This window comes from Nostoc sp. LEGE 06077 (assembly GCF_015207705.1).
Taxonomy (GTDB): domain Bacteria; phylum Cyanobacteriota; class Cyanobacteriia; order Cyanobacteriales; family Nostocaceae; genus Nostoc_B.
This window is the reverse complement of sequence record NZ_JADEWI010000051.1, coordinates 1-25,208: the sequence shown is the minus strand read 5'-3', so window position 1 is coordinate 25,208 and position 25,208 is coordinate 1. Positions and strand designations below refer to the sequence as shown.

Genomic DNA, 25,208 nt, shown 5'->3' with positions numbered 1-25,208 from the left:
ATGGTCAAGGGTCAAGGTCAATATTCAATAGTAAATAGACTATTGACTCAGCACTTTCTAAACAAATCCCGCCTGAAATACTTTGCCGATTACTTCTTCTATTGGCGGTTCGGTTACTTTTAAATCGATGACTTCTAAATCTGCCAAAATCTTAGACACTGTAAGGGTGAGAGCTTCTTGCTGTACCATAAAACATACTGCTCGCCCGTCTAAAAGTTGCACATCCCCATAAGATTTGAGTTTTTCTCTAGATAAGGGTTGGGCTAACTCTACATGAACTTCTCGGTATGGTGCGAAGCGTTCTAATAGCCCATCTAAACTACCGTCATACATCAGCTTTCCTTGGTGAATTAATAACACCCTCTGGCACAAAGCTGTAATATCAGCCATGTAGTGGCTAGTTAATAATACTGTCGCTTGATAACGCTGATTGTAGTCACGCAGAAAATCACGCACTGCTACCTGAGCATTAACATCCAGTCCCAATGTTGGTTCATCAAGAAACAATACTTGCGGTCGGTGTAAAAGTGCTGCTAACAGTTCAGCTTTCATCCGTTCACCTAAAGATAGCTTGCGTACTGGTTGAGTAAGCTTTCCTTGGAGGTTTAACATCTCTGTTAATTCTCTGAGCCGTGCGTGAAATTCGTTATCAGAGATGTTATAAACAGCAGCATTAATTTTTAACGAATCGATCGCAGGTAAGTCCCAGATCAATTGCTGTTTTTGTCCCATCACCAAGGTAATTTTTTGTAAAAATGCTTCTTGGCGCAGAAATGGGACGTGTCCAGCTACCCTAACTGAGCCACTGCTAGGATGAATTAGACCAGTAAGCATTTTGAGTGTGGTAGTTTTTCCAGCACCATTTGGCCCCAAAAATCCCACTATCTCGCCAGGAGCAATTTCAAACGAAACATTTTCTACAGCTTGAATTGAACGGTAGGTGCGGCGGAAGAAGTGGGTAATTGTCCCAGCAATACCTGGTTCTTTAATCGCCACCGTATAAGATTTACTGAGATTGTCGACAAAAATACTCGGCATAAAATTTATCTTAAAACCTTCAACGGACGTGATGTATATCTAGATAAATAATTTGCATCAATTATCAGCGTGCATCTGCGTGCAACCCGATGGGAAGCTGCTGCACGTCTCCTGCGGTTTTAAATTATCAAATATGTATCCTCAGTTATCAGTATTATGATTGAGAGTGGTAAAGCTATCAACTCTAACGCAAACGCCCTGATCGCAAAATACTGATAATTAGCCACAAACCTAATAAACTGGCGACAGCAAATAACACACTGCTTAAAACAGATAGTTGCGTTGTCTGTGCTTTGGTGGAAATAATTGCTGCCCCCATAATCATTGAACCTACTAGGATACTAAAAGAGAGGCGATTGGCTGCATCATCCATTGTGCGGCGTACACCGTCTAAGCCATGCAAGGAAAAATTCCAGCGTAATGTTTCTGATGTTACACGGTCTAGTAACAGTTCAATTTGTCGGGGTGATTGTAATGATAAACTTTTGAGGTCGAGGGCTGTGCGAAGCAGCGATCGCACTGGATTTTCACCGACTAATTGTCGGCGAAACAAATCTGTCATTAACGGCTTAACTTCATCAAACAGATTAATCTCTGGATTAAAAGCACGGGCTACACCCTCTAAGTTAGCGAGGGTTTTGGCGTACAAGCCCATATTGCTCGGCAATCTAATTTTATTGTTACGGGCGACTTGTAAAATTTCATAAATTACTTGACTGAAGTTCATCTCTGTCAAGCTGACATTATGATATTTGCGTAACATGCGATCGTAATCATTTTCTAACCGTGCCACAATGACCGGCTGTGCCGAATCTGATAGTTGCAACGTTAACTGAGCGCATCTTCCCGCATCTAAATCTACGATCGCCAACAACATTTCTGTTAAAATCTGCTGGGTGCGGGGATCAAGTCTGCCCACCATCCCACAATCTAAAATTGCTACCCGACCATCATGCAGATAAAATAAATTTCCCGGATGGGGATCAGCATGAAAAAAACCATCCACATACAACTGTTGAAAAAATGCCCGAAATAACAAAGTCGTTAAATCTTTACGTTGGGTAGCAATATCTTTACCATTTTTTTCACTGGTCAACTGGGCTGAGAGTAAAGGCACTCCATCTAACCACTCCATCACCAATAACTTCTCAGATGTAAGCTGCCAGTGAATTTCTGCTACGACAATTTGTTGCGGGTCAAACCAACGACCTTTCGCTAAATTCCGCCGTAATTGGTCAGTAAAACCAGCTTCTCGCGTAAAATCTAACTCAGCCTCTAAGGCTTTGGTAAATTCTTCAGCAATGGATTTAATTTCGTAAGTTTGCCCAAAGTCAGTCCGGGCAACTAAATCAGCAATCCCCTGAATTAAAACAATATCTTGGGCAATAGTGAGATCAATTCCAGGACGTTGCACTTTTAAAGCGACTTCCCGACCATCAGCTAGTGTGGCGCGATGGGTTTGGGCAATTGATCCCGCCGCCACTGGCACGGGGTTAACCTTTTGAAAAACTTCTTCCAGGGGACTTTTTAGCTGTTTACGGATGAGGACTTCTATTTCTGGCCAAGCAACTGGGGGTACTTCGTCTTGCAGTGTTGACAGTTCCTCAATATAAGCGGCACTTAGTAAATCTGGACGAGTAGATAACAACTGACCAAGCTTAATATAAACAGGCCCCAAATTTACCAAAATATTTTTTAACACCGCTGGGGTAGGTAGTTGGGGTTCATCAGCTTTGCCACCAGTCAGTAGCCTTCGCATATAATCCCAGCCATTACGCAGCACTACTTCAATAATTTCTCGTTGACGAGGAACAGTTTGGGTTAGGAACATTGTGGTAAACAACTGCAAGGACGCAGAGAAGTTAAAGGGGTAGACAACAGGGAATGACAATACAGCCAGAACTATTTTTAGTTAAGGTTTTACTGGCAAAAGCACAGTCTTGAAATCTTTTTTGGGATGATTTTACAACTTCTATCAAGTTTTGCTCACTTAATATTCTTTTAATATAAGTAGAACAAGATTCTCCACCATGTAATTGACGATGAGGACAAGAGAACCCTTTCACCGGAGAAATATATTTTTGATAAGCAGTGATAGAGTTAATTGCCATTGTCTTGGCCAGAGGCTCAAAGCTAAGGGTAGTCATAACTGTCAGTAAAAACAACAGACAGTCAAGTTATAATAGAAAAACTAGCTTTCAAGCCTCTGTCAAGGGTTTTAACTTTGAGAATTACAGTAGGTCAGTAAAGCGGGGGTCATTTTCCAGGATTTTGAGAACCTGTTTAATTTCTTGGGTGCGTTCTTTATTGACGATGAGGGTAACATTGCGATCGCGCACAATCACCACATCGTCTAAACCAATAGTAACAATTACATCCTCTGGATTAGTAGCATAAACAATTGCTCCTTGCGTATCTAAACCTATATGGGTAGCTAATTCTACATTGGGAGTCTCTTCTTTTTTAAACAAACGTTCGATCGCATTCCAATCGCCTAAATCATCCCAACCAAAATCAACAGGCATGACGTATGCTAGATTTGTCTTTTCCATGAGTGCATAATCTATACTCTTTTTAGGTAACTCAGGGTAAATTTCCGGGCCGTATTGTTCTAGGGGTTTAATGATTTCTGGAGCATGGGTGTATAGTTCTTCTAGAACAACTCCAGCCCGAAAGACGAACATTCCACTATTCCAGCTAAAACGTCCCGTAGATAAAAAAGTTTCTGCTAATTCACGGTTGGGCTTTTCAGTAAAGCGGTTGACATGATAAGCTGGCAACTCATTAAAGCTACCAATCTGTTCGCCTTGTTCAATGTAGCCGTAACCAGTTGATGGAAAAGTGGGCTTAATTCCTAAAGTAACAATCGCTTTGGTGCTTGTTGCTAATTGAGTAGCAGCCTTTAATGTGTCTGTAAACGCCTTTTGGTCAGCTATCCAATGGTCAGCCGGAAAAAAGCCGATGATAGCGTCTTCTCCATAACGCTTTTTAATTTCTAAACTTGTCCAAGCAACAGCGGCGGCAGTATCCCTTCCTTCTACCTCAATTAGTAAGTTTGGCGATGGCAGTTCAGGTAACTGCTGGCGGACACCTTCAGCTATCTGGCTGGAAGTAATCACCCATAAGGAATCCCAACCGTCTGCCAATGGGAGCAACCGATCAGCGGTTGCTTGCAGTAAACTTCTAGAACTACCATCTAGGCTTAAAAATTGTTTAGGACGGTCTTTGCGACTCAGAGGCCAAAAACGCTCACCTTTGCCACCAGCAAGAATGACGGGGAACAAGGAACTATTCATGTTGTCATACACACCTACGCAAGAACACTACAAGTTTACAGTCAGCTTTTACTCTGGCAAGATTTGTAGCTTGCATTAACATAACTTTTATGGAAGTGGTTGAGTGGGGAGAAAATTGTGATTAGAGAAGTTCAATTATCAGACAATCAAGTTAAGTCTCAGCAAATACCGAATTTGGATTTGGAAAGCAAGCCTGGTAAAATCCAACGGGTAGAAACTCAAGGAACCCTGCAAACAGTAGCAGATACAGACTTAGACTCTACATCTCAAGCAGTTTCAGCCAGTTCCACTCGCACTGTCGTGGAATCAGTCAGTGCAATTCCCAACGAACTGTACGAGAGATTGGGCTTAAGTATGCCCCGCTGGCTACTGTGGATACTGACAGTGGTAATGGGTGTGATTCTCTCTGGGCTGCTAGTCTCAACTCTGGCTCTCTGGACTCCTTTATGGAGCAATTTGGATAAAACCGATGAGGAACTGGGTTTTGCTGGTAAAGACGAGCAAAAAGTTCCTTTACCTGGGGAATTATGGAGCAAAATCTCTCAATACCAGCTATCACGCCCCATGAATATTTTGATCATGGGGATTGAGCCAGTTAACGGGGCTGTAGATGGCTCACCTGAGAGTTTTGCGGGGAAAAGCGACACCATGCTTTTAGTCCGGCTCAACCCCAGTGATAAATCTATTCGGGTGCTTTCAATCCCCAGAGATACGATGATTGCTATCCCAGAAAAAGGCTTAACTAAGCTATCGGATGCCAATCCCCAAGGCGGGCCAGTGTTGGCCGCGCGGGTAGTCAGCCGGACTTTAAACAATGCGCCAATTGACCGTTACATTCGGATTTCTACCAGTGGCTTAAGGCAATTAGTTGATCAATTGGGTGGGATCGAAGTATTTGTACCTAAAGCAATGGAATATCATGATAGTAGCAGTCAATTGAACATTAATCTAGTGAGTGGCTGGCAAACTCTCAATGGGGAACAGGCAGAACAGTTTTCCCGCTTCCGAGAAGATGGATTAGGGGATTTACCGAGAGTACAGCGCCAACAAGCACTCATGGCAGCATTGATTCAACGCCTCAATAGTCCTACTGTCGTACCTAAATTGCCTCAATTAACCCGCATCATGCGGAAGTATTTTGATACCAACTTAAAGACAGAAGAAATGATGGCTTTGGTGAATTTCTCCGTGAATGTCGAGCGGGATAATTTCCAAATGACCACTGTACCTGGAACTTTCAGTCGTTTCAGTAAAGACCCCAATAGCTACTGGCTGAATATGACTGGACAATCAAATCTCTTGAATAATTATGTTGGGGTAGATGTGCCTGGCCTCAAACCAGATGCACGTCCGGTTTCTAACCTCAAAATTGCTATTCAAAACGCTTCTAATCAACCACAAGTAACCGAAAAAGTTATTGCCTATCTTAAAGAGAAAGGCTTTAAAAATATATACACAGTATCAGATTGGCCTGATAGCCAGCGCCAAACTCAGATTATTGTCCAAAGAGGTAGCCGACAGCCAGGAATTGACTTGCAAAAAGTCTTAGGCTTAGGTCAAATTGAAGTGTCAACATCGGGAGATTTGGAATCTGATATTACCATTCGCATTGGTAAAGATTGGAAATAGTCATTAGTCAATGGTCATTAGTCAATTGTCGTTAGTTATTAATTATCTGTGATGCTGCTCCTGATACCTCACTTTTGACTACAGGCTATTGACTCTTGACTCTAAAGTTATGAAAAAGATTTGGCTGAGATTATTAAGTTTAGTACAATCAAACTTCACTCAGTCTTCATAACTCACTAGTGAGGTGCATAAAGTTATGCAAAAGATTTGGCGGAAATTGTTAAGTTTAATTATGATTTTGCTTTTGGCTGGTTTGTGGGTAATACTTAGCCCGCGACCAGCTTTTGCCCAAATTAATACAATTAACTACAGCAATGCAAATTTAGACAACCGTGACTTTGCTAATAGTAATTTAGCTGGGGTAACTTTTGTTGCAGCAGAAATGCGAGGAACAAACTTCCAAGGAGCGAATTTAACAAACGCTATTTTTACCAAGGGTGTTTTATTAAAAGCTAATTTAGAAGGCGCAAACTTAACCGGTGCTTTAGTAGATCGTGTGACTTTAGATGGTGCTAACTTAAAGAATGCTAATTTTACTGAAGCGACTTTAACCCGTAGTCGTTTTTACGATGCTGAGATTACAGGCGCGGATTTTACAGATGCTTTAATTGATCGTTATCAAGTTTCACTGTTATGTGAAAGGGCTGATGGTGTAAATTCAGTGACAGGTGTGGCTACCCGTGATAGTTTGGGTTGCCGATAAGTCGAATTGGCATTTAATTCTGGGTGATGACATACCCGATTCCCCTATTTAATCTAAACTTCCTGCTTCTAGGAAAATTTACCTGACAGACTGTAAGATTTCAGGTTAAATATTGTCAGATATGCACTCTGTAAGAGTTGTCAGGTATTATTCGTGACTAATCAAGAACAAAAATCCTCTCGTTCTTTCGCTGGGATTGCTGGCATTGTTGCCGCAGCCACATTAATTAGTAAGATATTTGGTTTGGTACGGCAGCAGGCGATCGCTGCCGCTTTTGGTGTTGGTGCAGCTGCTACTGCTTATAGCTATGCCTATATTATTCCTGGCTTTTTATTGATATTACTGGGTGGTGTGAATGGGCCGTTACACAGCGCTGTTGTGAGTGTTTTAGCCAAACGCCAGCGAGAAGAAGCCGCGCCTGTGGTAGAGACAGTGACAACGCTGGTAGGTGGAGTACTGTTATTGGTAACTGTTGCTCAGGTTTTCTTCGCAGATACAATTGTTGATATTGTTGGTCATGGTTTGGCAGAGACTACAAGGGCGATCGCTATTCAACAACTGCAAATTATGGCCCCAATGGCTTTATTTTCCGGTTTGATTGGCATTGGCTTCGGTACTCTCAATGCTGCTAATCAATATTGGTTACTTTCCATCAGCCCTTTATTATCGAGCATTACTGTAGTTGCTGGTATTGGTATTTTAACTTTGCAATTAGGCAAGAACATTATTCTGCCCGAATACGCCTTCATGGGCGGGATGGTGTTAGCTTGGGGAACTTTAGCTGGGGCGATTCTTCAGTGGTTGGTGCAGTTAATTGTGCAGTGGCGATTAGGACTGGGGACACTGCGATTACGGTTTGATTTTAAAGCCCCTGCTGTTCAAGAAGTGATTAAAATCATGACTCCAGCAACAATTTCTTCGGGGATGATGCCGATTAATGTTGCTACTGATCTTTACTTTGCCAGCCCGATTCCTGGTGCTGCGGCTGGTTTTAACTATGCAAATTTGCTAGTTCAAACACCTTTAGGGATTATCTCTAATATTATTTTGTTGCCTTTATTGCCCATCTTCGCCAAACTAGCGGAACCAGACAATTGGCCTGATTTAAAATTACGCATTCGCCAAGGTTTATTACTCACAGCCGCCACTATGCTACCATTAGGGGCTTTAATGGTGGTTTTATCTGTGCCAATTGTGCAGATAGTATATGAGCGCGGCGCTTTTAAGCAAGATGCTACACAGTTAGTGTCTTCGTTATTGGTTGCTTATGGTATTGGGATGTTTGTTTACTTAGGGCGTGATGTGTTGGTGCGGGTATTTTACGCCTTGGGAGATGGGCAAACACCTTTTCGCATCAGCACTTTTAACATTGTTTTGAACGCTATACTTGATTATTTTTTCGTTCAACCCTTTGGCGCACCGGGTTTGGTGTTAGCAACTGTTGGTGTTAATTGCAGTTCGATGTTAATGCTGTTATGGTTACTAGACCGCAAACTTAACGGTTTACCTTGGCGAGAGTGGAGTTTGCCAATTTTCGGTTTGGCTGGGGGTAGTGTTGTTGCTGGGGTAGCCAGCTATGGGACTTTGTTTGGTTGTCAGCAATTATTAGGTACAAAAGGTTTAGTTATTCAGTTGATAGAGTTATCAATTGCTGGTTTAGTGGGTTTAGTTGTGTTTGCTGCGATCGCCTCACTTATGAAAATACCAGAAGTGAATACTTTTGTTATCCGTATGCGTCAGCGTTTCTTAAAAAAATAGCTTTGATGATCTGAGTTGTTTCTCTAGTTCACCCAATTGGGTGAAGGATTTTTCACCCATTCGGCTACCTGAGTGCAGGAGGGTGAAACTGGTTAAAAAAGCGACTCTAGTAGTAGAGAGCATTGATTGCACTCTACTCTAGTGGAGAGAAACTTATGAAACTCAAAACTTTAACTACTTCTGCCCTTGTAGTTGCTTCTATCGTCCTCTCAGCTGGAATTGCTGCTGCTCAAACAGCTGGTACTAACGGTAGCTATATCGGCGCTGGTGTTGCAGCAGGGGCTACTAGTGGCGGACAAAGAAATGATGATGCTCAATTTGGTGGTAACGTACAAGGACGTTACGCCGTACCCAATGCGCCTGTATCACTGCGGGGAAGCGTGTTATTTGGTGGTGATACAACTGCCTTTATGCCTATTTTGACTTACGATGCACCTGTTGCCAAAAATACTAATGTTTACTTAGGTGGTGGTTATTCGTTTTTGGCTAATGAAGGTCATAATACCCCTTTAGGTAATCGCAATGCACCTGTAGTTACCTTGGGTGTAGAATCGGAAGTTAGCAAAAACGTTATTGCCTATGGTGATGCTAAATGGGGCATTGATGCGTACAAAAATAGTGAGGCTGATGCTGTGAGTTTCCAAGCAGGATTAGGCTATCGTTTCTAGAAAGTCTGAAGTGTGAAATAACAGAACTTTGTTTGACAGCACAATATTTTTAGCTCTTTTATCATTCTCTGGAGAATGATAAAAGAGCGTTACTCTCTAGTACAGTACGGCGTAAATAAACCACTTATTTCAAGTTGCAAAAAAGTTAGCCCTTTAAGCTTTTTGACTTTTGACTTCACTGTGATACTAGTCGTTCTTTCAAGATTCCCGCACAGTCAAAGGTAAGCGGACAGTAAAAGTCGAGCCTATCCCTGGCTGACTTTTGACAGAAATCTCACCGCCCATCATTTGGCAAAAATGGCGGCTAATTGCTAAACCTAAGCCAGTACCGCCATATTTCTTAGTGGTTGAATTATCCCCTTGGATAAAAGGTTGAAATAACTGTTGTTGTTGATGGTGAGTCATCCCAATACCCGTATCATCAACCATAAAGGAAATCATACCCAAAGGATACTCTGATAATGAATTGGGTTTTTCACTTTTAACAGTTAGTGTGACTTTGCCGTTAGTTGTGAATTTAGCCGCATTACTGAGCAGATTTAACAGTACTTGCCGCATTCTTGTCTGATCAGCATACATTGTTCCTAGCTGTTCGTCATAATCTACTTCCAAAACGTTGCCATTTTTTTCGATGGAAGGCTTGATAGTCAAAACAAGATTATGAATGAGATTGGCAATTTCAAATGTTTCTGGATAAAGAGTCATCTTCCCCGCTTCAATTTTTGACAAGTCGAGGATGTCGTTAATCAATTCTAATAAGTGTCTACCAGCAGAATTGATTGTTTCTAAATCAGTAATAAAGTCTCCCGATAAATTTAAGTCTGTAGCGTCATCTTGCAGGAGTTGGCTGAGTCCAATTACCGCATTCAAGGGTGTACGTAATTCGTGACTAACGTTAGCCAAAAATACACTCTTGGCTTTGCTGGCGGCTTCGGCTAATTCTTTGGCTTGTTCTAATTGTTTTGTACTTTCCGAGACTCGCTCAATCAGACGATTGAGGGATTTGGCTAATAAGCCAATTTCATCTTCGGTGGTGACAGGGGCGCGTAAATCAAAATTAGATTTTCTCGCAACTTGTTCTGCAACTTGGGTGACGGTAATTACTGGTTCGGCGATCGCTCGACTGGTGCGCCATGCGATAATAGCAGCGATCGCTACTGATACAAGCATACTCACCATCACAATTAACCTTTCAACTCCTTTCGCCTGCTCTACATCTATTTGTCTGTCTTGCTCTTGATTTTCGGCAGTTTGGAGAATATTTGTTAACTTCTCTGAAAGATTATCTAACTGCATGGCGGTTTCACCACGCATTATTTTTAACAACCGCTCTCTAACTACAGCGAGTTGCTGTGGTGGTAAAGGCTGCTGATCGATTTCTTTTAAGACAGCTTCTATTTGGTCAACGTAGGATTTTAAATTAATTGTATAATCTTCTAATAAAGCCTGTAAATTAGCACTTGTTGCAGCTAATTGCATCGGCTTTCTTTCGATAAAACCGTCAATTTTTTGCTCCAAGTCTTGAGCTTTATTAACATTTTTTAAAAATTCTGTTTTTTTAGTTAGCAGTTGAGGGGAATCTTCTAATACTGCCACTAAATTAGAACTATGTAATTGCGCTCCAACTACGGCGTTTTTATAGTTAGTTAGTAATTGGCGTTGTTCTTGGGCTTGATTAAATTGCCTAATTTCTCGCCCTCGATAATAGTTGGCAATTACCAAACCAGTAAGTGAACCAAAAAAGCCAATACCAATAGCTACAAAGTAGCCATAGCCAATTTTCTGGTGTATCCGCCAAGAACTTGCCTTAAGTTTCCCACTGGAGGGGAATTCGATTGTTGGGAGTTCCTCGGTTGATGAATCTTCGGCTGGCACTTTTTTGCTTTCTAAACTACTTTCAATTGGGTTAGGCTTGTGAGTTTGCATTCCTCAAATCTCCTCGCCCTTCCGCAAAAATCGCCATATCAATTTCATCTTTAAAATTAAATTAACTGGTGATTAACACCTACACAATTTTTTTTGAGAAGCAGCGTAAATCATTATTCTTTAAATAATTGCCATGACTTCATTGGATTTGGGGGATTTTGATATGAATGTATACAAAAACACTAGATAATTATAAAAGTCTGTGTTTATATATAATCAATACTTCTCTAGAGTAAAGGTTATTCTGGAATTTTATCTTTATCGTTACTGTTTTTGAAACCTAGTTATTAGCAGGTATACAGGTATATTTTAACTATTAGCTACGTTACTACCTGTCTTTACTTTTGCTTAGAGGTCAGACAGAATAATCCATGCATGATTTTAGCATCAATTAGGATTATTCTCCAATATTTTTTTAGTTTTAGGGTCTTTAAAGATAAAAATCCTCTGTCTTGATATTGCTAAAGTAGCAACAAGACAGAGGAGATTCTATATATAGAGGGAGTATGGGCTGTATTTTATCTCCCAATTTGATTTTGACTCTGTTAGAGTATTAGGCGATCACCGTTGAACGTAATTGCTCAACTGCTTGCTTCAACAATTCTGCCTTATCTATTTGCTCCCAAGGCAAATCTAAGTCATGTCTTCCCAAATGACCGTAAGCCGCGATGTCCTGATAAAAACGTCCGCCTCGTTCACTGGGTAACTTACGTAAGTTGAAAGCATGAATAATCCCGGCTGGACGTAGTTCAAAGTGTTGTTTGACTAATTCCAACAAGATTTCATCATCCACTTTGCCAGTCCCAAAGGTTTCTAGAAGAATACTCACTGGTCTAGCTACACCGATCGCATAACTCAGCTGAACTTCACATTTTTCAGCCAAGCCAGCAGCTACAATATTTTTAGCTACATAGCGAGCTGCGTAAGCCGCAGAACGGTCTACTTTTGTGGGGTCTTTGCCGGAAAAAGCACCACCACCATGACGGGAATAGCCACCATAGGTGTCTACAATGATTTTTCTCCCTGTCAGACCAGAATCACCTTGAGGCCCACCAATTACGAACTTACCTGTAGGGTTGACCAAAAAGCGTGTTTCTTGATCAGGCTTAATGTCAATATCGCTAAAAACAGGTTCGACCACCGCTGTCCAGAGGTCTTGTTTAATTTTAGCTTGCACTGCTGCCTCATCAGTGATTTCCCCAATTATAGCTGTGTGCTGCGTGGAAATCAGGATAGTATCAATGCCTACAGGTCGACCATCTTCGTAGACTACGGTTACTTGGGTTTTACCGTCGGGACGCAAGTATGGTAACTCGCCTGTTTTGCGGACTGCTGCCAGTCTGCGGGCAATGCGATGTGCCAAACTGATGGGTAAGGGCATCAATTCTGGGGTTTCGTTACAAGCAAAACCAAACATGATACCTTGGTCGCCTGCACCAATTGTATCGAATAGTTCATCACTATCTTGTTGGCGCGTTTCCTGGGCAATGTTAACGCCTTGGGCAATATCCGGCGATTGTTCATCTAAGGCTACGATAACGCTAGTGCTGTTAGCAGAAAAGCCGTTATCTGCATCAACATAGCCAATTTCGGCTATTTTTTTGCGAGCCAGATTCACATAATTGACGTTAGCTTTGGTGGTGATTTCACCAGTAATTAACACTAAACCAGTATTAACCACTACTTCCGCTGCTACACGACTGCTGGGGTCTTGTGTCAGTAAGGTATCCAGGATTGTATCTGAGATTTGATCGCAGATTTTATCTGGATGACCTTCAGTAACTGACTCGGAGGTAAATAAATAACGTCGAGACAAAGAGATTTCCTCCTGTAATAGTATAATCACTGACTAAATACTTTATTTAGTTCAGCTAATTATTTATAGGATCATACCAGTCTTGACACATTCCGTAGTTAGTGTAATTTGATCTTTTAAAAAGACATAATCCAGTTTAGATATTTGTAAAGAAAGTAATAGTTAAAGATATTAAATATCAATAGTCAATGGTCAATGGTTAATTGTTTTTCTTTCGACTACTCCTTATTCCCCCAAATAAAAAGGGGGTACCCCCGGAAGCACCCCCAAAAAATTTGACACAAACACTGCTGTTTTGTTTTAGACTTGAACTGCTAATTTTGCTTCCTTTGATGTCAAACGCTCGTAGGTAGCACGCATCTTTAAACCTGTTAGTACTTGGAACAAACCAGTTCCATTATTGGAACCAGGATACTCGCGGTGTTGGAGTAACAAGTGAGTCATTTCACCTTCGTACTTGGTGGATGTGTTGCTGAGGTGGTTTTCGATGTAGATAATTTCTTCTAGGTTGTCAAATTGACCATCTACTTCTAGGACAGAGACGTAGCGGCCATAGTAAACATCGGAACCATAGTACAGTTGCATACCTGGATAGGAACAGGTAAGCTTACGTCCACAAGGAGTCCAGTGAATGGTTGAACCTTCATCAAACAGGTAAACTGGCTCGAAGCCTTCTTTACCTTCGCGTTGCAACATCCGTACCCGCAAAACTTTGCGCTCTGTGTCGTTTTTGATTAGGTTTGTGGGCAATACTTGGAGAACTACGTCAGCGAATTCTCTTTGGGGTTCAATGTACTTCGTAAAGTCAGGTTTGCGGGAGTTGATAGCAGCTAAGACATCTTCGTAGCGATGACCTCTTTCTGCCATATCGCGCTGAATTTTCCAGGCAATTTTAACTTCATCGCTGATGTCAAAATAAACGCTGAAATCTAGCAGCGATCGCACCCGTTCATCATATAAAGGATGTAGACCTTCAACCACGATAATGTGATTTGGTTTTACTCTTTCTGGCGGATCAATCAGGCCGGTTTCGTGGTTATAAATCGGCTTATCAATGGCTTGACCTTCTTTGAGTGCTTTAATTTGCTCATACATCAAGTCAAAATTGTTTGCCCTGGGGTCAAGTGCAGTTATCCCAGTTTCTTTGCGTTGTTTGCGATCTAGGCAATGATAGTCATCTAAACAGATAACTGTCATAAACTCTTCACCAAACAAGTCGATCAAACGACGCAAAAAAGTAGATTTGCCACACCCGGAGTCTCCGGCTACTCCAATTAGTACCACGCGTTCCGGCTTACTTGTCATAAATCTCCTCTAAATACTAAATGTGTCATTCAATAATTTTTCACACAGCAGATTTTTGAAGCCAGGAGTTTACCCCATTGGTTTTTCCTGTGTTCTTGCTACTCAGCCACGTAACGATTATCAGACGGGCCGACAACCAAATTAATGGCTGTTACTCGTCTGAGATTGCCTTATTTTGCAGCTAGTAAGTATTTAATCCTAGTGGTATACTTAATTTTAACAGAAGGGGTTATCCTATACAAGATTTAATATCAGCAAGAATCTTGTGGTGCTACTGTCGGATTAATGGTTTCATTGCAGCTTTTCTAGATACAGCACAACTTTTGTTTTTAACTATCTTCCCCGTGATATACCTATACTCGAAAGATGAGTAGGTTTATTTTTGCTTTTAAAGGCAATTTTGGGGTGTGCCTGCTGATTAATTGGTAGTTACTCAACACTTTCTACATACAGTGTAAAAATCTACCTAAAGAATGAGTAGAGATTTAATTTTCAGTATCATCAACTGAGCAGTAATTTTTGGGGAAGATTACAAGTATCAATATAAACCTTATAACCAGCTTTTGATCAAGGGTGACAGAAATTTCATCGCAAGTGAAACTGACTGTAGTGGTTTATTATTATCTTGAATTTTCCATCATTTATGGATAGATTCATATATCATACAATGTATCATTAGCCCTGAACAAACCATCAATTTAAATACCAGATAATACTGAGTAAAAGTTGTCTTCATTAAGCATTACTTAATAGTGGCTAAAAGTATTTGCATCAAGTTTTTTGAACTTTCCAGCAGTAATTGTCATCCAAGACGATTCACGAAAAAAAGATTAAATTGACGCATGGTTAACATTCTGCCAGGGACTTATCCACTATTTTAAAGGATGAACAGGTGTGTTTATTGCAATACCTGCTTGTCTGAAGGTGAGTGTACTTAGCAAGGTATCATTTTGTGATGCCTCTTTCCCAACAAGCTAGTTTTGGTACCCAAAAATCCGATACACTAAAATCTGGCTAGTGATGGGAATAGTTTTTTTTGAAAAACGGTTAAGTAAATATCGGAGTGATAGAACGAATGTACAATCAAGGTGCTGTTGAGGGTGCTGCCAACACAGAATCAGGTAGCCGCATCTTCGTTTACGAAGTGGTGGGTCTGCGTCAGAACGAAGAAACTGATCAAACGAACTACCCAATTCGTAAAAGTGGCAGTGTGTTCATCAGAGTGCCTTACAACCGCATGAATGAAGAAATGCGACGTATCACTCGCCTAGGCGGCACAATTGTTAGCATTCAACCTGCAAGTGTTCTAGAGCAACTCAATGGCCAAATTCCAGTTGTGAATGCTGCACCTGTAGAGACTGCTAACAGTGGGGGGAATGGTCAAGCCACACCTGTGAAAGTGAAAAGTGAAGCTAAAGGCTTTGCTAAACCACCAGCTGAAGAACAGCCAAAGAATAAGGATAACCAAGGCAACACCATGACTCAAGCGAAAGCCAAAAAAGCCCACGCTGACGTTCCTGTAAACACTTATCGTCCCAATGCTCCATTTATTGGTAAGTGTATATCTAATGAGCCGTTAGTTGGAGAAGGCGGGATTGGTATTGTTCAGCATATTAAATTTGACCTTTCCGGTAGTGAGTTGAAGTACATCGAAGGTCAAAGTATTGGGATTATTCCGCCTGGTTTGGACAAGAACGGCAAACCAGAAAAACTCAGACTATACTCTATTGCTTCTACTCGTCATGGTGATGATGTAGATGACAAAACAGTTTCGTTGTGCGTTCGCCAGTTGGAATATAAGCACCCAGAAAGTGGCGAAACAGTTTATGGTGTTTGTTCTACACACCTGTGTTTCCTCGAACCAGGCGCAGAAGTAAAAATCACTGGGCCAGTGGGTAAAGAAATGTTGTTACCCGATGACCCTGAAGCTAACGTCATCATGATGGCAACTGGTACAGGTATTGCGCCTATGCGTGCTTATCTGTGGCGGATGTTCAAGGATGCAGAAAGAGCAGCTAACCCAGAATACCAATTTAACGGATTCTCTTGGCTGATCTTTGGTGTGCCAACTTCTCCCAATATTCTTTATAAAGAAGAATTGGAAGAAATGCAACAAAAGTATCCTGATAACTTCCGCTTGACTTATGCTATCAGCCGCGAACAGCAGAATCCCCAAGGCGGTAGAATGTATATTCAAGACCGCGTAGCAGAACACGCTGATGAACTGTGGCAGTTGATTAAAAACGAAAAAACCCATACATATATCTGCGGTTTACGCGGTATGGAAGATGGGATTGATGCGGCTTTAACTGCTGCTGCTGGTAAGGAAGGCGTAACTTGGAGTGATTACCAGAAGGAACTCAAGAAAGCTGGCCGCTGGCACGTAGAGACTTACTAAGTTAGTCATTAGTCAATAGATTCAGACAACTAAAACAAGATAATCTGTAGGGTGGGCGATGCTCACCCTACAATTGTTTTGTATATATACTTGCTGAGTAAAAAGTTCTGGTGGTTAAACACTCAGCACTCAGCACTCAGCACTGAGAGCTAATATTGGATGAAAAGCTTGTGGGTGTAAAGCTAGGATTACTAGGATTAGGTACAGTTGGTACGGGTACAGTTCAACTACTACAAGATGCTGTTGGCCGTCATCCGCTGTTGGAGGAAGTGGAAATCTATCGGGTGGGTGTGCGATCGCCTGACAAACCCCGTACGGTAGAATTACCAGAGTCAGCGATAACTACTGATTTAGCCGCGATTGTCAATGATCCGGCGGTAGATATAGTGGTTGAAGTAATGGGGGGATTGGAACCAGCGCGATCGCTGATTCTCCAAGCCATCAAAAATGGTAAACACGTAGTTACAGCGAATAAAGCGGCGATCGCTCGTTTTGGGGCAGAAATTTTCAACGCCGCCAATGAAGCTGGTGTGTATGTAATGCTGGAAGCGGCTGTTGGTGGGGGAATTCCAGTAATTCAACCCCTGAAGCAGGCCTTAAGTGTCAATCGCATTCACACTGTTATTGGCATCGTTAACGGTACGACTAACTATATCCTCACTCGGATGCAAACTGAAGGCAGCGACTTCGGTGATGTTTTAGCTGATGCTCAACGCCTAGGCTATGCTGAAGCTGACCCTACAGCCGATGTTGATGGTTTAGATGCAGCCGATAAAATCGCAATTTTGGCATCTTTGGGTTTTGGTGGACGCATTAATTTACAAGATGTTTATTGTGAAGGAATTCGGCAAGTCAGCAAGACAGATATCAACTATGCCGAAAAATTGGGCTTTGTGATTAAATTATTAGCGATCGCTAAATACCAAGGCGATGATCATACTCAGTTGTCTGTGAGAGTTCACCCTACCTTTGTTCCCAAATCTCACCCATTAGCCACTATTAACGGTGTTTATAACGCCATTCTTGTAGAAGGCGAACCTATTGGTCAAGTGATGTTTTTTGGGCCGGGTGCAGGTGCAGGTGCAACAGCCAGTGCCGTCACCTCAGACATTTTAAGTTTAGTAGCAGCCCTCAAGAGTAATTCTGCTGTACCAAATCCCCTACTTAGCTGTAGACATGAGGATTACTGTCAAGTTACCCCCATCGCTGAACTAGTCACTCGATTTTACGCCCGCTTCCTCACCAAAGACCACCCTGGTGTAATTGGTAAATTAGGCACTTGCTTTGGTAATCATGGCGTGAGTTTAGAATCTGTTGTGCAAACTGGTTTTCAGGGAGCATTAGCAGAAATTGTGGTTGTTACCCATGATGTCAAAGAAGGCGACTTCCGCCAAGCTTTAGATGAAATTCAAAATCTGGAAGCAATTGATAGCATTGCCAGTATCTTAAGAGTGCTGTAAGAAGTATGGAGTTAAGTATTGATATCTGAAAACTAAGCTGTTAAACCCGCCTGCGCGGGTTTTGTTTGTCTAGCCAGCGACTTCAGTCGCTCAAGGTTCATTTTTTAAGTTAATTTTTAGCGGGAACTGTACGATTTCAGGGAAATTACGATGACCAATCTACCGCCTTCCGATCCAAAGTCATCTGACAACACAACCCTTGGCTTTGATGAATTTATTGCTATTTTAGTTGCCTTTGCCGCGATCGGGGGAATTCTGTTGTGGTCATTTTCTCGACGGGATACTGGCTGGAACTTCAATCTAGTTTTGTCGCCATCACCAAGTTCAACAAGTAAACCTCAACCAAGTCCCGCAGTCACTTCTCCCGCTTCACAGGTGCAACCAAAGGCAGATTCTCAACTTGAGGCTGTACCGTTACCACCAAAGGACATAGTTCCTGAAGCCAGTCCCCCTTCACCTCTGATACTTCCAGCAGTTCCCATAACTCCGCTAAATTCATCACCAAAGCCAGCACCTTTTTCTACATCCAGAAACTCAGATTCGTCAATTCAATCATCGCCTTTACCTTTAGTTACCCCAGCAGAGCAAAAATCGATTATTCCACCCCCCATCGCATTTAACGATGTACCCACTGATTTTTGGGCAAATCGGTTTATTAACGCTCTTTCGGCGCGTGGCATTATCAAGGGTTTTCCAGATTATACGTTCAGGCCAAATCAGCCTGTGAACCGCGCTGAATTTGCGGCTATTCTCCAGCAAGCTTTTGACACCGAACTGAGTAAAAATTCTGTCCCGTTTAAAGATATATCAACCACATATTGGGCAACACCAGCCATTGATCGCGCTGTGGGTACAGGCTTTTTAAAAGGATTTCCTGACAAAACTTTTCAACCAAGTCAAAAGATTACCCGTGTACAAGTTTTAGTAGCGCTTGTGAGTGGGTTGAACCTGAAGCAATCAGCTAAACCATCACAGGTGTTAAGTATTTATCAAGATGCTAAAAATATTCCTAAATATGCAGTGGCTAAGGTAGCGGCTGCCACAGCTAATGGTTTGGTAATTACCAACGCTAATCCACAATTCTTGGCTCCTAATCAAGCTGCTACCCGTGCAGAGGTAGCGGCAATGGTACATCAAGCATTAGTCAAGCTGGGTAGGCTAGATAAGATTTCTTCTGAGAATATTGTGCAATCGCCTGGAGAAAGTTCATTATCCACAGGTAAATTCCCGAACGAATTATCATCCCAGTAAGTCAGCCGCTAAATTGTAGTCTTTAAGAAGCGAGGGCAGTACAAACCACTGCCCTCACCTCTGTGTTTTAAATTAAATTGCAGCGAGAGTTAGTTATTATGCGCCAGGAGCATTTCTGCCAACCACTTGTGATTTAAGAGTTGTAATTTCGTTAGTTAGCTCTTTCCTGGTTGAAGCCTTGAGTAAATAGCGATAAATAAACCAAGCAGAGTAACCAATACCAATCAACTCAAAGGTAGGTGCTACCAAAGGAATATCATTCAAAGAATCTAATATTGCCAAAAGTACCTTAACTGCGATCAGTGCTGTCACAATTAAGCCAACACTAACCAGGGGCTGCTTGTATTTATTGAAGAAGCTCCCCAGGTATTCAGGCAGTGTTGCTAAAAAGCCAGAAATCTGTTCTCCGTATTTTATCCATTCCTCTTGGGGTTGAGCAGGAGGCTGGAGTTTAGTAATGGTTCCTGTTTGGCTGTTGATATCTGTCACTGCTGCTTCTGTGGATTTTGTTTCTGCGAATTCCGGTTCTTGCATTTTAACTTCCATAAATTTGACAGTTGGGTTTTTTAATCCGGACAATTACAACCAAAAGGCTGTGATTAGGCAAGGCACAAGTTTATCAGACTTGGCTGGGTAACACATTGTATTCCCTATAACCATAAATGCCTCTAATCTCTACTGCATCAACTCCAAGGTAGACAGTCAGTAGGAAGAAAGAAGCGAGAAAACGGTAGGATGCGATCGCCCAATCTATCTGAGTTTTGTGTTTGTTAATCAACTGCAACCTTAAGGATGAGATTATCCCATGCTGTATCAGTTGCTGATAATCGTACTCATTCAAGTACAAATCATGCAAAAATCAGATCACCTCTCATTTATACAAGGATAATCGCCGATTTTAACTGAATATTAAAGCTATCTTCAGCCGGATTCGTCAATGAATCTATTGCTCATTGATGTTAATACTTAATAAAAATTCTTCTGTATTCACGTACCTAGCTTTTATATATATTTTGTGGTATGGGTTTGGCTACTGCATAAGTGTCTGCAATAAAAATTTATATGAATCGGGTGTAAGAGTGCAGGGATTAACCTCACAATGATTTTCTCTTGGTTTTTAGAGTCTGACTCATTGCTTAGTTAAAACCTACACTTGTGATTACACCCCTACACCCAGTCCTTACAAGGGTTTTACCTTTTATTCAAGACATTCCACCCCGCCGCAAAACTTAAACGAGCGTGCGTAAGTCCAGTTCTATTGTTTGTTTCGGGAAACGAGTTTACTAAACTTCAGCTTAGTCCCAATCTGGCATTTGTGCGCCTTCTTCACCACCAACACCGATGCCAGTGTTAAAAATCTCGGCATCAGTAATATTCAGATTATCCATTGATGCGCCATATACATTTGAGTCGATAATCTGAGCGCGGCTAAAATTCACACCGTTAAGATTGGCTTTTTTGAAGTTAACGTTGGTGACAAAAGTTGAAGCTAGGTTAGCTCCTTTCAAATTAGCATTGGTGAAATCTGCTCCTTCTAGGTTAGCGCCCGCAAGATTAGCTTGAGAAAGGTTAGCACCACGTAAATCTGCACCAATTAAATGAGCGCCACTGAGGTCAACTCCGACTAGATTACACCGCTGACATTCCCCAGTAGATATAAGTCTTTGTAAATCTTGCGAATTCCCTGCTTTCACAGAACTAGCAAAAATGAGGGGAGTTGCTGCTAAGGCTACAGCTGCAAATAGTTTAAGTTTCATAATCTTTCCCCTTTTTGTTGAATTTTCATCCGTTCTTTTCCTCACGATTCTATTATCTCACCAAATTTCTAGACGATGTTGATTTAACTCACAAAATGCAGGTGATAATTAATATCTTGGTAGACAGCGAAAAAAGAGTATTGAGGCTGGTTTTGGGCTGTTTGTAGAGAAAAACTCGCTAGAGAATGACCCATTTTTATCTTGTTAAATATTTTTAAGAAATTCAAGTATTTATTTTTATTTGTCATTAGTTCTTAACCAAATTTTTCTCGGACTAATTAACACTAAGTAATTACGAAAGAAGTGGATTAAGTTACAGTAAATTCACTGATATAGCGATTAACTAACTGAGGCTGTTCTTGCTGTACCCAATGTCCGCAATTGGGAATATACTGAATTTGCAAGTTGCTAACATAGGCATCAGTCCCATAAGTAAGCTCTTTGCCAAGGGCTGTATCATTTTCACCCCAAATCAATAGTGTCGGTACATTCAAAATTCCCCAATTTTTGTTGGGTAAAAAGTGGGAAAATACATTGCGGTAGTAGTTGAGCATTGCTGTTAAAGCACCAGATTTAGCCGCAGCTTTTTTATAAGCTTCTAGGTCAGATGAAGTAAAAGCATTTTTATTAACTGCTGTGCCTTGAATGGTCTGGGCAATTGGTTGATAGTCAAAGGCTTGTAGTAGTAATTCGGGAATAACTGGCAGTTGAAACAAGAACATATACCAGCTACGCATTAACTGTTGAGGAGTGGCTAATCCTTGAGAAAATTTAGCGGGATGGGGTAAATTAAGTATGATTAGTTTCTCTAACATTTCTGGATGGGCATAAGCAAAACACCAAGCGATCGCACCGCCCCAATCATGCCCCAATAAAATGCATTTTTCGTGACCTAAACCTTTAATTACTCCCTCAACATCTTTGATAAATTCATCCATAATATAAGCTGATTGCTCTTGGGGTTTTTCACTATCGTTATAGCCGCGCAAATCCAGCGCCACAACTTGAAAATTTTCCGCAAATTCTGGTATTTGATGCCGCCAAGAATACCAAAATTCAGGAAACCCATGTAACATCAACATTAAAGGGCCTGTTCCTTGCGTGACATAGTGAAGCTTGACACCGTTAGTAGTTATATATTTGTGTTCCCAGGAATTTTGCATTTCCGACATCTGTTGTATTTAATCTAGAAGTAACCTGACTTTTGTAGAATTATGTACCATCTGCCTAGAGCAAGCATCTGTTAAAGGGCAGTGTTTACGGTAGTAGTAATGTCAGAGAATTTTTATATGAAGTATGAAGTGGGAAATTTATAGTTCATACTCCCCTCAAAGCTATGAAAACAATTGAGATTCGCGGTGTCTGGCTGACCACTACCGATAGTAAAGTTTTCCGGTCAAAGCAACGGATTGCACAAGCGATGGATTTGTTGGCGGAGACGGGATTTAATGTGGTGTTCCCCGTGGTGTGGAATAAAGCCGTGACTATGTACCCCAGCCACACTATGCAACAGACTTTTGGGGTGGAGATTGACCCGATGTCTGTTGGTCGTGACCCTTTGGCGGAGGTAATAGTTGAGGCGCGACGAGTGGGGTTAAAAGTTATCCCTTGGTTTGAATACGGTTTTGCGAGTTCTTATAACTTGAATGGCGGAATGCTGTTACAGCAAAAACCAGAATGGGCGGCGCGTGATTGTCAGGGGAATTTGTTACAGAAAAATGGGTTTGAGTGGATGAATGCTTTTCATCCCCAGGTGCAAGATTTTATGTTGAACTTGGTTTTGGAAGTAGTGAAAAATTATGATGTAGATGGGATTCAAGGAGACGATCGCTTTCCCGCTTTACCATCGGAAGGTGGTTATGATCCCTTAACTATGGCTCTTTATCAACAGCAATTTGGCCATCGTCCACCCAATAACCACCAAGATAGGCAATGGTTACAGTGGCGTGCTGATATTTTGACAGATTTTTTGGCACGTTTATATGGTGAAGTGAAAAGAATTAACCCCAACTTGTTGGTGTCGATGGCACCCAATATTTATGATTGGGGATTGCGAGAATATCTGCAAGACTCAGCTGCATGGTTAAAGCTGGGCATAGTGGATATCATTCACCCGCAGATATATCGCCGTGACTTTCATAGTTATAAAGCGATCGCTAATCAAATAACAAGCTGTCAGTTTACAGATGCAACTCTGCCGAAGTTAGCGCCGGGAATTTTGATCAAGCTTGGTAATTACTCCATCAGCCCAGAATATCTTGTGCAGGCGATCACCTACAACCGCCGACTAGGAATTTCTGGCGAAGTCTGCTTTTTTTACGAAGGTTTGCGAGAAAATAACAATGCTCTTGCTCAAGTTTTGCGAAATGGCCTGTATGCTACACCTGCGGCGTTTCCAACTTTGGCTGATTTACAGCGAACCAGCAAGAGTAATTCTTTCTCTTTTTGGCAGAGAATCCAGAGATTCTGGAAAAATCTTTTTTAAAGGACAGGGTGTATGGCAGACATTTTACAAATAGAACAGGTAATTGAAATTCTCAAACAAGATTTACCCACACTCTTTGAAAAAGATATTTCATATAACATATATACACAGGATATTTATTTTCAAGACCCAGTAAATAAATTTAAATATAAATTCAACTATCGCATCATTTTTTGGACATTGCGATTTCACGCTCAATTATTTTTTAGCCAAATCGCCTTTGATGTGCATGAAGTGTATCAATCAGCAGAAGATACTATTTTAGCTAAATGGACAGTGCGTGGTGTGTTACGTGTACCTTGGCAAGCTAAGATATTTTTTAATGGTTATTCAACTTACAAATTCAATTCTGATCATTTAATATACGAACATATTGATACTTGGGATAGAAAGCCAGGAGAAATTTTAAAGCAATTCACCAAAAAAGGATAAATTTTATTATTTACGAATAATGACAAAAAGAGTTTTTCTCGGACTCAATACAGTCAAATGTCAGCATCCTTATGATCAAAAAGCTTTAGCAACTTTAAATAAAATGCCAGGGTTGCCTTTATTGTTGAAAAAGGTAAATGAGTATGGCATTGACCGTTTACTCAGAATGCAAATTATTGGTAGTGAATTTCGGGTTACACCGCAAAATTTTCCCAAATTAGATGATGCGTTTACCGAAAGTTGCCAAATTCTTGATTTAACACCAAAGCCAGAACTTTACTTGTTTCGCGGTACAGGACATATTCAAACCAATGCTGTTGGTGTGGAAAGGTCTATAGTCAGCGCGAATTTAGAAGCGATGGAATGGTATTCACCCGACGAATTATTATTTGCATTTGGGTGTGAAATTGCCCGCATCAAAGGTAAATATATTGCTTATCAGCAAATGGCAAATGTTATGCCACTGTTAAAAAATGTAATTAACAGTACAACTTTTGGTTTGGGAGGCTTGGCGGCTGGTGGAATCGAAGTAGCTTTAGCTAATTGGATGATGATGTCAAAATTCACTTGCGATCGCGTGGGTTTGTTAGCGTGCCAAGATATTAATGTTGCCATTACCGCACTGATGAAATTAGCAGGTTTACCATCTGAATATTTAAATGCAGATACCATTGCTGATTTTCAAACTCAGGCGCGAGAATTTTCGACTATTAGTCTGGATAACTTGGATCAATTCACTAAGATATTAAGTTTTATGGAGTACCGCTTTCCTTGGTCTGTAATGCGAGCTTGTGAATTATTGAAATGGGTTGATTCTGGAGAATATGAAAAGTTTATGCAAGCAGAAAATTTAGAGCAGATAGAAAATTCTGGAGATTCTCCAATTACAGATTCTGAAGATTGGCAATTTATGTCTTCTTGGTAAGTGATCAAAAAATCTAACCTAAATTTTAAATCTTTAGCAAGGTAAGAATTTAGTTTTAAACTAACCCTCTTCTGTCACTTTCCGAATTAAGCAAGTAATAAATAAGTGAAATTATCCAGAAGCATAACAGGGTTTAAATTGATTCATTGCAGCAATTAAATGATTAAATCCCAGCAATAGTTTGGAATTTGGAAAAATATCTACCCAGGGATAAATCAATCAAAATAGTAAGAATGGTTGGATAATGAGACGCAAATTATTTAAAGTATTCTTCCATCCGCATTCATGATTCCATTGTTTATGATTAGAAAAATCAACAACACTATTTTTTTGTACCTCAGTCTCAATTTTAAGAGATTTA

General features: G+C 41.0%; 21 protein-coding genes and 1 pseudogene. 10 read left to right on the top strand and 12 right to left on the bottom strand.

The window, feature by feature from the left end; genetic code table 11:
- Positions 1–57 precede the first annotated feature (57 nt).
- The 4 genes from IQ244_RS24720 to IQ244_RS24705 all read right to left on the bottom strand — a co-directional run bounded on the left by IQ244_RS24720 (position 58) and on the right by IQ244_RS24705 (position 4,334).
- Positions 58–1,038, bottom strand: a complete 981-nt coding sequence (locus tag IQ244_RS24720) for an ABC transporter ATP-binding protein (protein WP_193898893.1) — start codon at positions 1,036–1,038, stop codon at positions 58–60.
- 184 nt (positions 1,039–1,222) lie between these two features.
- On the bottom strand, positions 1,223–2,869 hold the full coding sequence (locus IQ244_RS24715) for an ABC1 kinase family protein (protein WP_193898891.1): 1,647 nt from the start codon (positions 2,867–2,869) through the stop codon (positions 1,223–1,225).
- 31 nt (positions 2,870–2,900) lie between these two features.
- Positions 2,901–3,185, bottom strand: a complete 285-nt coding sequence (yidD, locus tag IQ244_RS24710; protein WP_193898889.1) for a membrane protein insertion efficiency factor YidD — start codon at positions 3,183–3,185, stop codon at positions 2,901–2,903.
- 84 nt (positions 3,186–3,269) lie between these two features.
- Positions 3,270–4,334 (bottom strand): mannose-1-phosphate guanylyltransferase, encoded by a 1,065-nt coding sequence (locus IQ244_RS24705; protein WP_193898887.1) that lies wholly within the window; start codon positions 4,332–4,334, stop codon positions 3,270–3,272.
- A gap of 117 nt (positions 4,335–4,451) precedes the next feature.
- Here IQ244_RS24705 and IQ244_RS24700 point away from each other — a divergent pair, with 117 nt between their 5' ends.
- The 4 genes from IQ244_RS24700 (at position 4,452) to IQ244_RS24685 (ending at position 9,092) form a co-directional block, all read left to right on the top strand.
- Positions 4,452–5,963: an LCP family protein gene (locus IQ244_RS24700; RefSeq protein WP_193898885.1), complete on the top strand. Its 1,512-nt coding sequence runs from the start codon at positions 4,452–4,454 to the stop codon at positions 5,961–5,963.
- A gap of 196 nt (positions 5,964–6,159) precedes the next feature.
- Positions 6,160–6,666, top strand: coding sequence for a pentapeptide repeat-containing protein (locus IQ244_RS24695; RefSeq protein ID WP_193898883.1), 507 nt, complete (start codon positions 6,160–6,162; stop codon positions 6,664–6,666).
- A 153-nt stretch (positions 6,667–6,819) separates the two neighbouring features.
- Positions 6,820–8,424: a murein biosynthesis integral membrane protein MurJ gene (gene murJ, locus IQ244_RS24690; protein ID WP_193898881.1), complete on the top strand. Its 1,605-nt coding sequence runs from the start codon at positions 6,820–6,822 to the stop codon at positions 8,422–8,424.
- A gap of 155 nt (positions 8,425–8,579) precedes the next feature.
- Positions 8,580–9,092 (top strand): outer membrane beta-barrel protein, encoded by a 513-nt coding sequence (locus IQ244_RS24685; RefSeq protein WP_193898879.1) that lies wholly within the window; start codon positions 8,580–8,582, stop codon positions 9,090–9,092.
- A gap of 198 nt (positions 9,093–9,290) precedes the next feature.
- Here the strand turns inward: IQ244_RS24685 and IQ244_RS24680 are convergent, their stop codons facing one another.
- The 3 genes from IQ244_RS24680 to IQ244_RS24670 all read right to left on the bottom strand — a co-directional run bounded on the left by IQ244_RS24680 (position 9,291) and on the right by IQ244_RS24670 (position 14,139).
- Entirely contained in the window at positions 9,291–11,018 is a 1,728-nt protein-coding gene (locus IQ244_RS24680; protein ID WP_193898877.1) for a sensor histidine kinase, read from the bottom strand.
- A 553-nt stretch (positions 11,019–11,571) separates the two neighbouring features.
- Positions 11,572–12,834 carry a methionine adenosyltransferase gene (metK, locus tag IQ244_RS24675; RefSeq protein WP_193898875.1) on the bottom strand — a complete coding sequence of 421 codons (1,263 nt, stop codon included), beginning with the start codon at positions 12,832–12,834 and terminating at the stop codon, positions 11,572–11,574.
- Positions 12,835–13,134: 300 nt separating this feature from the next.
- On the bottom strand, positions 13,135–14,139 hold the full coding sequence (locus IQ244_RS24670; protein ID WP_193898873.1) for a phosphoribulokinase: 1,005 nt from the start codon (positions 14,137–14,139) through the stop codon (positions 13,135–13,137).
- A gap of 1,075 nt (positions 14,140–15,214) precedes the next feature.
- Between IQ244_RS24670 and petH the strand changes: the two genes are divergently transcribed.
- The 3 genes from petH (at position 15,215) to IQ244_RS24655 (ending at position 19,248) form a co-directional block, all read left to right on the top strand.
- Positions 15,215–16,537 carry a ferredoxin--NADP reductase gene (gene petH, locus IQ244_RS24665; RefSeq protein ID WP_193898871.1) on the top strand — a complete coding sequence of 441 codons (1,323 nt, stop codon included), beginning with the start codon at positions 15,215–15,217 and terminating at the stop codon, positions 16,535–16,537.
- A gap of 170 nt (positions 16,538–16,707) precedes the next feature.
- Complete coding sequence (locus IQ244_RS24660) at positions 16,708–17,997, top strand: homoserine dehydrogenase (RefSeq protein WP_193898929.1); 1,290 nt, start codon at positions 16,708–16,710, stop codon at positions 17,995–17,997.
- 150 nt (positions 17,998–18,147) lie between these two features.
- Positions 18,148–19,248, top strand: coding sequence for an S-layer homology domain-containing protein (locus IQ244_RS24655; protein ID WP_193898869.1), 1,101 nt, complete (start codon positions 18,148–18,150; stop codon positions 19,246–19,248).
- Positions 19,249–19,344: 96 nt separating this feature from the next.
- Here the strand turns inward: IQ244_RS24655 and IQ244_RS24650 are convergent, their stop codons facing one another.
- From IQ244_RS24650 to IQ244_RS24635, 4 genes are all read right to left on the bottom strand, one after another.
- Complete coding sequence (locus tag IQ244_RS24650) at positions 19,345–19,782, bottom strand: CAAD domain-containing protein (RefSeq protein WP_193898867.1); 438 nt, start codon at positions 19,780–19,782, stop codon at positions 19,345–19,347.
- 85 nt (positions 19,783–19,867) lie between these two features.
- Positions 19,868–20,104, bottom strand: coding sequence for a hypothetical protein (locus IQ244_RS24645; protein ID WP_193898865.1), 237 nt, complete (start codon positions 20,102–20,104; stop codon positions 19,868–19,870).
- Positions 20,105–20,543: 439 nt separating this feature from the next.
- Positions 20,544–21,005 (bottom strand): pentapeptide repeat-containing protein, encoded by a 462-nt coding sequence (locus IQ244_RS24640; protein ID WP_193898863.1) that lies wholly within the window; start codon positions 21,003–21,005, stop codon positions 20,544–20,546.
- Positions 21,006–21,313: 308 nt separating this feature from the next.
- Complete coding sequence (locus IQ244_RS24635) at positions 21,314–22,177, bottom strand: alpha/beta fold hydrolase (RefSeq protein ID WP_193898861.1); 864 nt, start codon at positions 22,175–22,177, stop codon at positions 21,314–21,316.
- Between the two features lie 164 nt (positions 22,178–22,341).
- On the opposite strand from IQ244_RS24635, the gene IQ244_RS24630 reads away from it, so the two are divergent.
- The 3 genes from IQ244_RS24630 to IQ244_RS24620 are packed head-to-tail and all read left to right on the top strand — an operon-like array spanning position 22,342 to position 24,847.
- Positions 22,342–23,490: a glycoside hydrolase family 10 protein gene (locus IQ244_RS24630; RefSeq protein WP_193898859.1), complete on the top strand. Its 1,149-nt coding sequence runs from the start codon at positions 22,342–22,344 to the stop codon at positions 23,488–23,490.
- A gap of 12 nt (positions 23,491–23,502) precedes the next feature.
- Positions 23,503–23,922 carry a DUF2358 domain-containing protein gene (locus IQ244_RS24625; protein WP_193898857.1) on the top strand — a complete coding sequence of 140 codons (420 nt, stop codon included), beginning with the start codon at positions 23,503–23,505 and terminating at the stop codon, positions 23,920–23,922.
- Between the two features lie 19 nt (positions 23,923–23,941).
- On the top strand, positions 23,942–24,847 hold the full coding sequence (locus IQ244_RS24620) for a M48 family metallopeptidase (protein WP_193898855.1): 906 nt from the start codon (positions 23,942–23,944) through the stop codon (positions 24,845–24,847).
- 111 nt (positions 24,848–24,958) lie between these two features.
- Here IQ244_RS24620 and IQ244_RS24615 read toward each other — a convergent pair.
- Positions 24,959–25,208 (bottom strand): annotated as a pseudogene (locus IQ244_RS24615) (IS701 family transposase); the annotation flags it as partial.

Bases quoted from the DNA above. Each gene is read 5' to 3' on its own strand.
- IQ244_RS24635 (WP_193898861.1), bottom strand. From the start codon at position 22,177: ATGTCGGAAATGCAAAATTCCTGGGAACACAAATATATAACTACTAAC.
- petH (WP_193898871.1), top strand. From the start codon at position 15,215: ATGTACAATCAAGGTGCTGTTGAGGGTGCTGCCAACACAGAATCAGGT.
- IQ244_RS24695 (WP_193898883.1), top strand. From the start codon at position 6,160: ATGCAAAAGATTTGGCGGAAATTGTTAAGTTTAATTATGATTTTGCTT.
- IQ244_RS24705 (WP_193898887.1), bottom strand. From the start codon at position 4,334: ATGAATAGTTCCTTGTTCCCCGTCATTCTTGCTGGTGGCAAAGGTGAG.
- IQ244_RS24650 (WP_193898867.1), bottom strand. From the start codon at position 19,782: ATGCAAGAACCGGAATTCGCAGAAACAAAATCCACAGAAGCAGCAGTG.
- IQ244_RS24640 (WP_193898863.1), bottom strand. From the start codon at position 21,005: ATGAAACTTAAACTATTTGCAGCTGTAGCCTTAGCAGCAACTCCCCTC.
- IQ244_RS24670 (WP_193898873.1), bottom strand. From the start codon at position 14,139: ATGACAAGTAAGCCGGAACGCGTGGTACTAATTGGAGTAGCCGGAGAC.
- IQ244_RS24655 (WP_193898869.1), top strand. From the start codon at position 18,148: ATGACCAATCTACCGCCTTCCGATCCAAAGTCATCTGACAACACAACC.
- IQ244_RS24625 (WP_193898857.1), top strand. From the start codon at position 23,503: ATGGCAGACATTTTACAAATAGAACAGGTAATTGAAATTCTCAAACAA.
- IQ244_RS24720 (WP_193898893.1), bottom strand. From the start codon at position 1,038: ATGCCGAGTATTTTTGTCGACAATCTCAGTAAATCTTATACGGTGGCG.
- IQ244_RS24630 (WP_193898859.1), top strand. From the start codon at position 22,342: ATGAAAACAATTGAGATTCGCGGTGTCTGGCTGACCACTACCGATAGT.
- IQ244_RS24715 (WP_193898891.1), bottom strand. From the start codon at position 2,869: ATGTTCCTAACCCAAACTGTTCCTCGTCAACGAGAAATTATTGAAGTA.
- IQ244_RS24680 (WP_193898877.1), bottom strand. From the start codon at position 11,018: ATGCAAACTCACAAGCCTAACCCAATTGAAAGTAGTTTAGAAAGCAAA.
- yidD (WP_193898889.1), bottom strand. From the start codon at position 3,185: ATGACTACCCTTAGCTTTGAGCCTCTGGCCAAGACAATGGCAATTAAC.
- IQ244_RS24685 (WP_193898879.1), top strand. From the start codon at position 8,580: ATGAAACTCAAAACTTTAACTACTTCTGCCCTTGTAGTTGCTTCTATC.
- IQ244_RS24620 (WP_193898855.1), top strand. From the start codon at position 23,942: ATGACAAAAAGAGTTTTTCTCGGACTCAATACAGTCAAATGTCAGCAT.